At 72.1% G+C, this 13,110-nt stretch carries 10 protein-coding genes; 7 read left to right on the plus strand and 3 right to left on the minus strand.

What is annotated here, in order from left to right; genetic code table 11:
* Positions 1-94 precede the first annotated feature (94 nt).
* The 3 genes from IE278_RS10915 (at position 95) to IE278_RS10925 (ending at position 3,053) form a co-directional block, all read left to right on the plus strand.
* Positions 95-1,156 carry an ATP-binding cassette domain-containing protein gene (locus IE278_RS10915; RefSeq protein WP_189771179.1) on the plus strand — a complete coding sequence of 354 codons (1,062 nt, stop codon included), beginning with the start codon at positions 95-97 and terminating at the stop codon, positions 1,154-1,156.
* The gene (locus IE278_RS10920; protein WP_189771181.1) at positions 1,153-2,025 is read left to right on the plus strand and encodes an ABC transporter permease; all 873 of its coding nucleotides are present in this window, start codon (positions 1,153-1,155) and stop codon (positions 2,023-2,025) included. Before IE278_RS10915 ends, IE278_RS10920 begins: the two co-directional genes overlap by 4 nt.
* A gap of 122 nt (positions 2,026-2,147) precedes the next feature.
* Positions 2,148-3,053, plus strand: coding sequence for a hypothetical protein (locus IE278_RS10925; RefSeq protein ID WP_189771183.1), 906 nt, complete (start codon positions 2,148-2,150; stop codon positions 3,051-3,053).
* On the opposite strand, the gene IE278_RS10930 is transcribed toward IE278_RS10925, so the two are convergent.
* Positions 2,968-4,302 carry an aminotransferase-like domain-containing protein gene (locus IE278_RS10930; protein WP_189771185.1) on the minus strand — a complete coding sequence of 445 codons (1,335 nt, stop codon included), beginning with the start codon at positions 4,300-4,302 and terminating at the stop codon, positions 2,968-2,970. The two genes, IE278_RS10925 and IE278_RS10930, sit on opposite strands and share 86 nt — an antisense overlap.
* Positions 4,303-4,384: 82 nt before the next feature.
* Here IE278_RS10930 and IE278_RS10935 point away from each other — a divergent pair, with 82 nt between their 5' ends.
* Together IE278_RS10935 and IE278_RS10940 are read left to right on the plus strand one after the other, a co-directional pair.
* Positions 4,385-5,173 carry an alpha/beta fold hydrolase gene (locus IE278_RS10935; RefSeq protein WP_189771187.1) on the plus strand — a complete coding sequence of 263 codons (789 nt, stop codon included), beginning with the start codon at positions 4,385-4,387 and terminating at the stop codon, positions 5,171-5,173.
* A 660-nt stretch (positions 5,174-5,833) separates the two neighbouring features.
* Entirely contained in the window at positions 5,834-6,907 is a 1,074-nt protein-coding gene (locus tag IE278_RS10940) for an endonuclease/exonuclease/phosphatase family protein (protein ID WP_189771525.1), read from the plus strand.
* Positions 6,908-7,030: 123 nt separating this feature from the next.
* Here IE278_RS10940 and snpA read toward each other — a convergent pair whose 3' ends face one another.
* Positions 7,031-7,720: a snapalysin gene (gene snpA, locus IE278_RS10945; RefSeq protein ID WP_189771189.1), complete on the minus strand. Its 690-nt coding sequence runs from the start codon at positions 7,718-7,720 to the stop codon at positions 7,031-7,033.
* A 186-nt stretch (positions 7,721-7,906) separates the two neighbouring features.
* On the opposite strand from snpA, the gene IE278_RS10950 reads away from it, so the two are divergent.
* A complete protein-coding gene (locus IE278_RS10950; protein ID WP_189771191.1) occupies positions 7,907-8,836 on the plus strand; it encodes a LysR family transcriptional regulator in 930 nt (309 codons plus the stop codon).
* Between the two features lie 145 nt (positions 8,837-8,981).
* Here IE278_RS10950 and IE278_RS10955 read toward each other — a convergent pair whose 3' ends face one another.
* The gene (locus tag IE278_RS10955; protein WP_189771193.1) at positions 8,982-11,084 is read right to left on the minus strand and encodes a PhoX family protein; all 2,103 of its coding nucleotides are present in this window, start codon (positions 11,082-11,084) and stop codon (positions 8,982-8,984) included.
* A gap of 238 nt (positions 11,085-11,322) precedes the next feature.
* Here IE278_RS10955 and IE278_RS10960 point away from each other — a divergent pair, with 238 nt between their 5' ends.
* On the plus strand, positions 11,323-12,999 hold the full coding sequence (locus IE278_RS10960) for a VWA domain-containing protein (protein WP_189771195.1): 1,677 nt from the start codon (positions 11,323-11,325) through the stop codon (positions 12,997-12,999).
* Positions 13,000-13,110 lie beyond the last annotated feature (111 nt).

Raw genomic sequence — 13,110 nt, forward strand, 5'->3', positions numbered from 1 at the left:
GAGTTTCCGCGGCCCCAGGGGTCTGCATTCCGAAACCAGTCACGAAACCAGTCACCAGATCAGTCACCAGAACGACGCGGATGGGCGGACCGACATGACGAGCAGCAACCGCACCGACCACTGGGCCGGACCGGCCATCGAGACCGCGGGCCTGGTGAAGACCTTCGGCGACACCCGCGCGGTCGACGGCGTGGACCTGCGTATCGAGCCGGGCGCGGTCTACGGCCTGCTGGGCCCGAACGGCGCGGGCAAGACCACGACCGTTCGCATGCTGGCGACCCTGCTGCGCCCCGACGGCGGCGAGGCCCACGTCTTCGGCCACGACGTCGTACGGGAGGCGGACGCGGTACGCGCCCGGGTGAGCCTCACCGGCCAGTACGCGTCCGTGGACGAGGACCTGACCGGCACCGAGAACCTCGTGCTGCTGGCCCGTCTGACGGGCCACGCCAAGAAGGCCTCGTACGACCGCGCGGCCCAACTCCTCGACGCCTTCGGCCTGTCGGAGGCGGCCGGCCGGCAGGTGAAGAACTACTCGGGCGGCATGCGGCGCCGTATCGACATCGCCGCGTCCATCCTCAACACCCCGGACCTGCTGTTCCTGGACGAGCCGACGACGGGCCTGGACCCGCGCAGCCGCAACCAGGTGTGGGAGATCGTGCGGGCGGTCGTCGCCCAGGGCACCACGGTCCTGCTGACGACCCAGTACCTGGACGAGGCCGACCAGTTGGCGTCCCGGATCGCCGTCATCGACAAGGGCAAGGTCATCGCCGAGGGCACGAAGGGCGAGCTGAAGGCGTCGGTGGGCGCGGGCGCCGTGCACGTACGGCTGCGGGACGCGGACCGGCGCCCGGACGCCGAGCGGGTGCTGCGGCAGGCTTTGGGCACGGACGTCCAGCTGGAGCCGGACCCGGTGGCGCTGACGGCCCGGGTCGGCAACGGCTCGCCGGACGGCGCCGCGGCCGCCGAGAAGGCGTCCCGCGCCCTGGCCGAACTCGCCCGCGCGGGCATCACCGTCGACAACTTCTCCCTGGGCCAGCCGAGCCTGGACGAGGTCTTCCTCGCCCTCACCGGAAAGTCCGACAGCCGGCCCCCGAACCCTCCCGAGACACAGCCGCCGACGCAGAAGAAGACGTTGAAGAAAGAGGCCACGGCATGAGCACCGCGACCCAGTCCTCCGGCAGCGCGACCGGCACCGCGGACACCGCGGACCTCGCGCCGGTCCGTACCGAGAGCCTCGCCGCGATCCTGGTCGCCGGTGAGCGCCCGCCGCGCCCGAACGCCCTTCAGGCGTCCCTCACCTTCGGCTGGCGGGCGATCCTCAAGATCAAGCACGTGCCGGAGCAGCTCTTCGACGTGACGGCGTTCCCGATCATGATGGTGCTGATGTACACGTACCTGTTCGGGGGCGCGCTCGCCGGTTCCCCCGAGGAGTACATCCAGTACCTGCTCCCGGGCATCCTCGTGATGTCGGTCGTCATGATCACGATGTACACGGGCGTCTCGGTCAACATCGACATCGCCAAGGGCGTCTTCGACCGTTTCCGTTCGCTGCCCATCTGGCGCCCGTCGACGCTGGTCGGCTATCTGCTCGGGGACGCCCTGCGCTACACGATCGCGTCGGTCGTGATGCTCGCGGTGGGTCTGATCATGGGCTTCCGTCCGGACGGCGGCGTCCAGGGAGTGGTGGCGGGTGTCGTCCTGCTGATCGTCTTCTCGTTCGCCTTCTCCTGGGTGTGGACGATGTTCGGCCTGCTGCTGCGCACGGAGAAGTCGGTGATGGGCGTGAGCATGATGATCCTGTTCCCGCTGACCTTCCTCAGCGACATCTTCGTCCGCCCCGAGACGATGCCGGGCTGGCTCCAGGCCTTCGTCAACAACAACCCCGTCACCCACCTCGCCTCGGCGGTCCGCGGCCTGATGGAGGGCTCCTGGCCGAGCGCCGAGATCGCGTGGTCACTGGGCTGGGCCGGTCTGCTGGTCGCGGTCTTCGGCCCGGTCACGATGCGGCTCTACAACCGCAAGTGACCGCCCTCTGCCGATGAGGAGGGCCGCCCGGGTCCCCCGGAAGAACGCAATCCGCGTCCGGATGCAGTCACCCCGGCCGTGCCCCGATGGCGAAGGGCCCGGCCGGGGTTCTTCCTTGAGGAATGCGCAAAGACCTCTCGGCGCTGCGGAAAGTCCTCTCGGCGCTGCTGATCGTGCTCGCCTGCGTCCTCGTGCCGCTGGGCGGGCTCTCGGCGTGGGCGAAGTACGAGATCGGCGACACCGGGCGGTACGTCGACACGATGGCGCCGCTCGCCGCCGGCCCGGACGTCCAGGGCGCGATCGCGGACACCGTCACGGACGGCATCATGAGCGAGGTCGAGGTGGGGCCGCTGGAGGGGGAGGTCCGCGCGTACGTCCACCGGGCGGTGCGGTCCTTCACCGGTACGGAGGCCTTCCGCGCGGCCTGGACCACGGCGAACCGGGCCGCGCACGACGCCGTCCTGCGCGCCCTGCGCAACGACAGCGAGGGTGCCGTCACCCTCGACCTGGCCCCGGTCACGGCCCGCCTCAAGGCACAACTGGCCGACGACCGCGTGCCGATGGCCCACCGCATTCCCGTCGCGCACACCGAGGTCACGGTCCTCGGCGCCCAGGAGCTGAGCTCCCTGCGGAAAGGCTTCCCCATGCTGGAGATCGCGGGTTTCTGGCTGCCCCTGGCGGCGGTCGCCCTGGCCGTCGGCGGCATCCTGCTGGCCGTACGCCGCCGCCGTGCCGTCACCGCCACCGCGCTCGGCATGGCCCTGGGCGCCGCCCTGCTGGCCCTCGCCACGGTGATCGGCCGCGCCCTGACCCTCTCGGGCCTGCCCGAGCACGTCTCGCGCGCCGCGGCGGGCGCGGTCTACGACGCCCTCACCGAGACCCTGCGCACGGCGACCTGGTTCGTCCTGGCCCTCGGCCTCACGGTGGCGCTGGCGACCTGGCTCACGGACGCCCGCGCGCGACGTCGCGCAGCGTCCGCAGCGCCTGTCCCAGCACCGGTACCGGAACCGACGCGAGCCCGAGCCTGACGGCGTCCGGCGCGCCCTGCGGTCCCACGGCGAAGGCGGCCCCCGGCGTGACCGCGACCCCGCGCGCGGCGGCGGCAGCCGTGAAGGTGTCGGCGCGCCAGGGCGCGGGCAGCTCCCACCAGGCGTAGTACGCGTACGGGTCGGCCCGGACCGTGAACGTGTCGAGCAGTTCCGCGACGACCCGCTGGCGCCGGGCGGCGTCGGCCCGCTTCTTCCCGACGAGCCGCTCGACGGTCCCGTCCCGGATCCACCGCGTGCCCGCCTCCAGCGCGAACCGCCCCGCCGTCCACCCGCCCGACCGCAGGGCGCCGCCCACCGCCCCGACCCGCTCCTCGGGCACGACGAGGAACCCGACGGTCAGCCCGGGCGCGACCCGCTTGGAGAGCCCGTCGACGACATGGACACGCTCGGGTGCGTACGCGGCGAACGGCACGCCTTCTTCATGGAGGAAGGACCAGATACGGTCCTCGACCACGGGCAGGTCCAAGTCCCGGACCACACCGGCCAGTTCGCGCTTCCTCGCGTCCCCCGCCGTCACCCCGGTCGGATTGTGCAGGGTGGGCTGGACGTAGAGGGCGGAGAGCGGGGCGGCGCGGTGGGCGGCGGTGACGGCGTCGGGCCGCAGCCCTTCCTCGTCCGTGGCGAGCGGCACGAGCGTGCAGCCGATCCGCTCCGCGATCTCCTTGACCAGCGGATACGTCAGCGCCTCCACACCGACCCGGCCACCGGGCCGTACCAGCGTGGCGAGGACGCCCGCGATGGCCTGCCGGCCGTTCCCCGCGAAGAGCAGCTGCCCGGGCGCGGGCCGCCACCCGGAGCCGGCCAGCAGCCCGGCGACGGCCTCGCGCGCGGCGGCGGTCCCGGTGGCCGGGACGGTACGGGTGACCTCGCCCAGCACGTCGGCCCGCAGCAGCGGCGCGAGCCCGTCGGCCATCAGCTCCGACTGCCCCGGTACGGAGGGGTAGTTGAGCTCCAGATCGACCGTCGTTCGGGGATCGTGGTCGTGCGCGGCTTCGGCGAGGGCCCTGCCCGAAGGGGGCGGCGCGGCCCGTACGAAGGTGCCGCGTCCGACCTCGCCGACGACGAGGCCGCGCCGGACCAGTTCCCCGTACACGCGCCCGGCCGTGGATCCCGCGATGCTCCGCCGCCGGGCGAACACGCGCTGCGGCGGCAGCCGTTCGCCGGCCTTCAGCCGCCCCGAGTAGATCTCCTCGGCCAGCCGGTCGGCGATACGCCGATAGTCCTCCACGCCACTCCCTCCCGTTCCCGGATTGCACCGAGAGCAAAGATCTTATTGCACCGAGGAGTTGAGAGGATCTAGGGTCCGACCCATGGCCCCCTTCCTCGCATACGATGACAAAGGCCCGCACACCACCACACCGCTCCCCCTCGTCCTGATCCACGGCCACCCCTTCGACCGCACGATGTGGGCGCCGCAGGTGGCGGCCTTCTCCGCCGAGCGCCGGGTGATCGTGCCGGACCTGCGGGGGTACGGCGCGTCCCCGGTGGTCCCCGGGATCACCCCGCTCTCCGTCTTCGCCGAGGACGTGGCGGCCCTCCTCGACGAACTCCGGGTACCCGAATTCGTGCTCGGGGGACTGTCGATGGGCGGCCAGATCGCCATGGAGTGCTACCGGCTGTTCCCGGAACGGATCCGGGGCCTGCTGCTGGCGGACACGTTCGCGGCGGCGGAGACGCCGGAGGGGAAGGCGTCCCGGGGCGCGATGGCCGAGCGGCTGCTGCGGGAGGGGATGGGCGGGTACGCCGAGGAGGTCCTGTACCGGATGGTCGCGCCGTACGCCCCGCCCGAGGTGGCGGCGCATGTCCACCGCATGATGACGGGCACGCCGGCGGAGGGGGCCGCGGCGGCCCTGCGGGGGCGGGCCGAGCGTCCCGACTACCGGGGACTGCTGACCCGGGTCGGGGTTCCCGCGCTGGTGGTGGTGGGGGAGGACGACGGGTTCACGCCGGTGTCGGACGCGCGGGCGATGCACGAGGCTCTGCCGGACTCGGTTCTGGATGTGGTGCCGGGCGCGGCCCACATGCCGAACCTCGAACAACCAACCCACTTCAACAAGTCCATGACCGACTTCCTGACCCGTCTGCCCGACGAGACCTGACCACGCGCAGTTCCCCGCGCCCCTAGAAAAACCGACGCTCACACGTGCGCCACCATCACGACCGTTCGCGCAGTTCCCCGCGCCCCCAAGAAACCGCCGCTCACCTGCGGCGGCGCCCTAGCTGAGCGCGCAGTTCCCCGCGCCCCCAGAAGACCAATGCGCATCCCACGCTTACACCTGCGGCGGCGCCGCAGCTGGCCGCGCAGTTCCCCGCGCCCCTGAAAAGCGGGGCTGCGCCCCAGCTTTTCGTCCCCAGGGCGCAGCAAACGACGCAAACGCTCCCCGCGCTTTCAGGGGCGCGGGGAACTGCGCACCCCGCCCCCAGCAAACCCGCACCCGACAACCGGGCCGGCCGCACCCCCGCCCCAAAGGGGCGCGGGGAACGGCGCGGCCCACCCCCACCGGGCCCACCCCCGAAGGCAAGCCCGGGCCGCAGCCCCGCCCTGGAGGGGCGCGGGGAACGGCGCGGCCAGCTCCCACCGGCCGCACCTGGCGGCAAGCCTGGGGCGCAGCCCCGCCCTTAAGGGGCGCGGGGAACGGCGCGGGCGGCCCCGCCGGGGCCCCCGGGGCGCAACCCCGCACGCACTCCCCCCGTCTTTGAGGGAGGATCCATGCAGATGGCCGGGGTGGGTGGGGGCAGAAGGGGTGGGAGACGTGGCCTTGCGCAGCGCGACGGCGGACACGAGCGAGCGACGGGGCGACCGGCCGGGCGACGGCGACGCCCCGCCGCCGGGACACGGCACCGCCCGCCCCGGCGCCTGGTTCGCCGCCCTCCTGCTCCTCACCGTGAGTACCGTCCTGGCCTGCCGCATCGCCGACACCGACGCCGTGACCCCCATCCCGCAACTGCTCGCCTTCCTCCCCTGGCTCCTCGCCCCCACCGCCCTCGCCCTCCTCTTCGCCGCGCTGTCCCACTGGCGTATCGGCCTCGTGTGGGGCGTGGCCGCCCTCGCCGTGATCGCCTGGTACATCGAGCCGTACGGAAAGACGATGGAACCCGGCGGCGTACCGGTCGCCGAGGTCCGCGTGCTCACCGCGAACGTCGAGTTCGGCCAGGCCACGGACGGCCTGATCGAGGCGGTCTCGGCACAGCGCCCGGACCTGGTCTTCGTCCAGGAGTGCGAGGCCACCTGCGAGAAGAAGCTGGAGCAGGCCTTCGGCAAGAACGGCAGGAACGGGAAGGGCGGCAAGGCCGACAAGGACGGCGGCTACCCGTACCGGCAGGCCGTCCAGAGCGTCACAGCCAAGGGCTCCGACGGTTCCGTCATCCTCAGTCGCCACCCCCTCAAGCCCGCGAAGGGCATCCCCGCCACCATGGGCATGCCCGGCGCCACCGCCGACGTGGACGGCCAGGAGATCCGCCTCCAGCTGGCCCACCCCATGCCGCCGCTCCCGTCCCACCTGGGCACCTGGCGCAAGGAGCTGGCCGCCCTGCGCGACTACGCCGCCGCGAACATCGGCCGGCCCACCGTCGTCGCGGGCGACTTCAACGCCACCCAGGACCACGCGGCCTTCCGCCGCATCCTGGACACCGGCTTCATGGACGGCGCGCGCCTCACCGGCGACACCCGTACCCCGAGCTGGCCCGCCCTGACGGCCCCGGCCTTCGGCGCCCAGATCGACCACGTCCTGGTGTCCCGGGGCTTCACGGCGACGAGGACCCGTTTCCTGGAACTGGGGGACACCGACCACCGGGCCCTGGTCGTGGACCTGACCCTCCGCAAGAGCACGTGACGGCATCCGTATCCGGAAAACACGACGTGGGCCGCCCTCTGTGCAGGAGGGGCGGCCCACGTCCGTGGGGGGTGGGGTGGTGCGTCAGAGAGGGACCGGCCGGGACCGGCCGGCCCCGGTGGCTCAGTCCTGGTTGACCTTCGCCAGGGCCTTGGCGAGCCCGTTGGCCCACAGCTGGTTCACCCGGGCGCGCTCCGCGCTGTTGGGAACGGCGTTCGTGCAGGACGTACCGGGGCCGCCGCCCGACATCAGCTCACTGCACGGCCCGGAGTAGTGGTCGGGGAGTCCGAGCACGTGCCCGGTCTCGTGGGCGGTGACGCGCGTGGAGTTGTACTGCTGGTTCTGCCGGTAGTCGAGGAATATGTAGCCTCTGCCGTGCCCGTCCGTGGACGCGTACGAACCGCGCGAGTCGTTCCCCTCGCGGTACGTGAAACTCGCGCCGCTGGTGCCGGCCTGGAGCTTGACGTTCGAGACGGAGCTGTTCCAGATCGACGTACTGCGGGCTATCTGGGTGGCGAAGGTCGGCGCCGCCGAGGCGTTGTAGACCACGGTGACGGCGGCGGCGGACGTCGGGTTCGCGGCGCGCTTCTCGGCCACGGACTTCAGCACGGCTTCGAAGAAGGCCTCGTTGGCCTTCGCCTCTTCACCGGAACCGTTGTAGCCCGCGCCCGCCACGGAAGCGGTGGTGGTGGCGACGGAGGCGGTCGACGCCGGCTCCGGTGCCTGGGCCGCCGCGGCCGGGACGGTACCGAGCGCGGCAGCGGTGAGGCCGAGGCCGAGCGCGGCGGAGAGCATGGGTGTGGACAGTCGCATCGATGACTCCTTGCGTGGGGGGTGAAGTCGTCACCGAGGAGTTTCGGCTTCTGTGAGGCGGCTGTGATGATGCCAACCGGCGATAGGACACAGCTATCCGTCCGTATCCGACCGCCCGACTCACTTGATTTGGGTGGGGTTTGTGCGTCTGGTGAAAGCTGTACTTCCGCTTTAGGCTCCGGCGGCATGGACCTTGAGGTCAGGCACCTCCGCGCACTGTGCGCCATAGCCGACACCGGCAGCCTGCACCGGGCCGCCCGGCAGCTCGGCGTGGCCCAGCCCTCGTTGAGCACCCAGCTCAAACGCATCGAGCAGGAGCTCGGCGGCCCCCTCTTCCTCCGCGAACGCACCGGCTGCCGGCCCACCCCGCTCGGCCTGGTCGTCCTCGGCCGCGCCCGCCCGTTGGTGGCCGAAATGCGGTCGCTGGTCGCGGAGGCCCGGGCCGCCGCGACGGACGCCGACGGGCCTCAGCTCCGTATCGGCTCCACCGCCAGTCGCGCCCTCGCGGGCTGGCTGCGCCGGCTGCGCGCACGGCAGCGCGAACCGGTCCTGCAGATGGACGTCTCCCCGAACGCCCTGCTGCGCATGCTCGCCGCCGGCCGGCTCGACGTGGCCTTCGTGCACGAGGTGGAGGGCAGTCCGCTGCGCATCCCGGACGGGCTGGCGCTGCGCGTCCTGGTCGACCGCGAACCGCAGTTCGTCTCGCTGCCGGCCGACCATCCGGCGGCCGCGCGTCCGGAGGTGCGGCTCTCCGACCTGGCCGGGGACCGGTGGATGATCGATCCGACGGTCGACGGCGAATGGGACGCCGTGCACCGCATGCTGCGGGCGGCGGGGCTGCGGCCGCGGGTGCTGCACGGGGACTACCACACGGCCGCCTCACTGGTCGCGACCGGCGAGGTCGTCACGGTCTGCCAGCCGACGTGCCAGCCTCGGCCGGAGATGGCGGTGCGCAGGATCGAGGGGGATCCGCTGGGGGTCCGGCTGGTGCTCGCGGCGCGCACGGAGGGGGAGTTGGACTCCGTCTTCCCTGAGCTGTGGGAGGCGTACGCGGAGGTCGCCCGGGAGGCCCCTGGCTATGGGGAGTGGCTTGATTTGGTGGGGGTGGGGGTGTAGGGGCGGGGGTCGTGTGTAGGGGGCGGGCCCGGTGAGGGCCGGCCGCGCAGTTCCCCGCGCCCCTGAAGGCTTGAAGGCAGAAGAGCGAACGACCAAAGAACGGGGGCGCCCTCTGACTGAGAGGGCGCCCCCGTTGCCGTGTGCGTCACACGCCGATGTCTTCGCCGTCCTTGCGCCAGACGGAGACGACCGACGGGCGGACGATCTTGCCGGGGCCGTCGGGCCAGACGCTCGCCGGGTTCTCGACGGTCGCCCCGGTGATCTCGCCGGGGTGCTGCACCGCCACCAGGACACGGCGGTCCTGGACGAGCGGACCGCAGGTCTCGGCACCCTTCGGCACGGTCAGGAACTGCTTCAGCTCACCGCGCCGCTCACCCTTCGTCGCCACGCCGAACAGGCCGTCGTGCGAGCCGAGCTGCGCGCCGTCCGTGGAGATCCACAGGTTGCCGTGCGGGTCGAAGGCCACGTTGTCCGGGCAGGAGATCTGGCTGACCTTGTCCTTCGGGTAGCCCGCGAAGTACGTCGCCGGGTCCTTCGGATCGCCCGCGACGAGGAACAGCGACCAGGCGAAGCTGGTGGCGTCGGCGCGGTTGCGGCGCTCGGTCAGCTCCAGGACGTGCCCGTGCTTGTTGGCGTTGCGCGGGTTGGCCTCGTCCGCCTTGGCGTTGGAGCCGACACCGCGGTTGGTGTTGTTCGTCAGGGCGACGTACACCTTGCCGGTGTGCGGGGAGGGCTGGATGTCCTCCGGGCGGTCCATCTTCGTGGCGCCCACCTTGTCACCGGCGAGGCGCGTGAAGACGTACACCTCCTCGGCGGTCATGCCGGGGACGTGCGAGACGGCGCCCTTCGCGGTGGCGGTGGCCAGCGGGATCCACGTACCGCTGCCGTCGAACTCGCCGTCCGAGGGGAGCTTGCCGGTGCCGTCGATCTCGATCGCCGGGGAGTCGCCGGTGAGCTTGGCGACGTACAGCGTGCCCTCGTCGAGGAGCGTCAGGTTGTGCTCGCGGGCGGCGCGGCTGTTGCCGTGGCGCATCCGCTTGCTGCCGACGAACTTGTACATGTAGTCGAAGCGCTCGTCGTCACCGGTGTAGGCGACCGGGCGGCCGTCGTCCGTGAGACGGATCGTCGCGCCCTCGTGCTTGAACCGCCCGAGCGCGGTGCGCTTGCGGGGCGTCGACGTCGGGTCGTACGGGTCCAGCTCGACGATGTAGCCGAAGCGGTGGACCTCGTTCGGCTCCTGGGCGACGTCGAAACGCTTGTCGAAACGCTCCCACTTGCGCTCGGTGGCGCCGGTGCCGATGCCGTAGCGGGCGTCCGTGGTGCGGCTCGCGTTGGCGAAGTACTGGTTGAAGTTCTCCTCGCCGTGCAGCGTCGTGCCCCAGGGGGTCTCGCCGCCGGCGCAGTTGTTGAGCGTGCCGAGGACCTTCTTGCCGGTCGGGTCGGCGGAGGTCTTGAGGAGGGCCGAGCCCGCCGCCGGGCCGGTCACCCTGAACTCGGTGGTCGCGGTGACACGACGGTTGAGGTGGTGGCGGGGCACGGCGGTCAGCTTGCCGGTCCTGCGCTCCTCCTCGACCACGACGACACCCAGACCGTGCGCGGCCCAGGCGATCTCGGCCTGCTCGCGGGTCGGGTTCGCGGGGTCGTAGCCCTTGAACATCAGGACTTCGTCCGTGTACTCGTGGTTCGCCACGAGCAGCTGACGGCCGCGCTCGCCCGGCAGCGGGAGCAGGGCGAGGAAGTCGCAGTTGTAGCCGAACTGGCCTGCCTGCGCCGCCGCGGTCTGCCGGTCCGGGTCGAAGGCCGGGGCGCCGCGCAGGATGGGCTCGCCCCATCGGATGACCACGTTCTGGCCGTAGCCCTCGGGGACGGTCACGGTGTCGGTGGTGTTCGGCGCGACGGGGGTGAAGCGCAGGCCGCGGGCGGCCTTGCCCTTCGAGCCGTGCGAACCGTGCGAGCCGTGTCCGAGGGTGGTCGCCGCACCCGCGGCGGGCTGGGCGGCGGCAGGGGTCGCGCCCGCGCCGAGGACCGCGCTCCCGGCCGCGGCCGTGGTCACGGTCACCGCGGCGGCGGCCCGCATCATGGAACGACGGCTGAGCGCTCCGGCGATGACGTCGCCGACGTATTCGTTGGCGCTGGTGTTGGGCGCCGGGTGGAAGCAGGCATCACCACAGCGGTACCGACAGGTCATCTCGGAACGGCCGCCCGGGTGTGAACCGGTCGAGCCGAGCAGAGGCAGCAGGTTGCGCACGTTCCCTCCCCTAATGTCTTTGTCTGGCGAGACGCTAGGGGCACGCGCGTGCGAGGGCGCGGACGTGAGGTTAACGGAGAGTGAACTGGGCCCTGCCAAAAGGGCTTTGGCTCCGACGGGTGTGCGGGAACCGGGGCCATGTTCGGGCCCGATAAAGATCTTCGGTCCTGGCGGCTAACCTTACGTGTCCGTCCTGGCCAGGGATTGACGGAACCAACTCATGCGAAGGGTTGCGCACATGGGCATTCTCACCCGCCTGCGGAATGCGTTCGGAAAGTCACGCAAGGGGGACGCTGCCGCTGCCGCGGTCCCTTCCGCATCTGCCGCCGCCGAGCCGACCGTGCCGGCGGCCCGGCAGGAGACGGCTCCCGAGCCCACGCCTGCGGCAGCCGAGCCTGAGGTCTCTGTCCCCGCGCCGGCCACGGAGCGCGAGGCCGAGGCCGAGCGTACGACGGAGCGCAAGACCGAGCGCAAGACCGAGAGCAAGGCGTCCTCGGTGGACGACCTGGTCTCGGCGGCGTTCGACAACGTGACGGTCCCGAAGCAGACGACACCGCCTGCGACCGAGCCGAAACCGGAACCGGAACCGGAACCGAAGACGGAACCGGCGGCGAAGGCCGAACCGGAAGCGGCGGCCGAACCGGCGGCGAAGGCTGAGCCGGAGCCTGTCGTGGCGGCTGAGCCCGAGCCTGTGGCCGAGCCGGAGCCCGTCGTGGCGGCCGAGCCGGAACCGGCAGCGGAGCCCGCGAAGGCGGAAGCCGAGCCGGAGCCGACGCCCGAGCCCGTCGCCGCTGAGAAGGCCTCCGAGGTGGAGGTCGCTCCGGCGGCCGAGCCGGTGGTGGCGGCCGACCCCGAGCCGGAGCCCGTCGCCGAGACGGCACCGGAGCCGGAGCCCGTAGCGACGGAGGCCGAGCCCGTGATCGCCGCGGCCGAGGCCGAGCCCGAGCTCGTCATCCAGCTCGTTCCGGAGCCCGAGGCCGAACCGGTCATCGAGCCGATCGTCGACGCGGAGCCCGAGACCGAGGCCGTCGCCGCCGAGAAGGCCTCCGAGGCGGAGGCCGACATCGAGGCGGCCGTCGCCGAGGTGACCCCGGAGTCGAAGCCGGAGCCGGAGCCGGAGTCGAAGCCGGAACCGAAGCCCGTAGCGACGGAGACCGAGAAGCCGTCGGCGACCGAGGCCACAGCTGAGACCGCGACCGAGGCGAAGGCCGAGACCGCGACCGAAGCCGCGACCGAGGCGGCACCGGAATCCCCCGCCGGGGGCGAGGACGCCGTCGCGTCCCAGGCCCCCGCCCTCCTCAGCGCCTACAAGGCCGCCGCCACCGCCCTGGCGAACCAGGGCCTCGCCGACGCCCGCGCCAAGGTCTACCTGGTCCTGGACCGCTCCGCGTCGATGCGCCCGTACTACAAGGACGGCAGCGCGCAGGCCCTCGGCGAGCAGACCCTCGCCCTCGCGGCCCACCTCGCGCCGGAGGCGAACGTCCAGGTCGTCTTCTTCTCCACCGAGCTGGACGGCACCGGCGAACTCACCCTCGCCGAGCACGACAACAAGATCGACGAACTCCACGCCGGCCTCGGCCGTATGGGCCGTACGAGCTATCACGCGGCCGTGGAGGAAGTGATCGCCCTGCACGAGAAGTCGGGCACTCCCGCGGAGCCCGGCCTGGTCGTCTTCCAGACGGACGGCGCCCCGGACGCCAAGACGCCGGCCACCCAGGCCCTGACGGCGGCGGCGAAGAGCCACCCCGGTCTCTTCTTCTCCTTCGTCGCGTTCGGCGAGCAGGACAACAAGGCCTTCGACTACCTCCGCAAGCTGAAGTCGGACAACACCGCGTTCTTCCACGCGGGCCCGACGCCCCGCGAGCTCACGGACGCGGAGGTCTACGAGGGCGTACTGGCGAACTGGCGCCCGTAACCCGCACCGCGAAAACCCCACACCGCAACCCCACCCCGCAGCACCACCCCGGCCGCCCCCTTCTCGTCCCATAAAACGAGGAGCGGGCGGCCCACCCATGTCGGCTACGAT

Source organism: Streptomyces tauricus (assembly GCF_014650955.1).
GTDB classification, from domain to species: domain Bacteria; phylum Actinomycetota; class Actinomycetes; order Streptomycetales; family Streptomycetaceae; genus Streptomyces; species Streptomyces tauricus.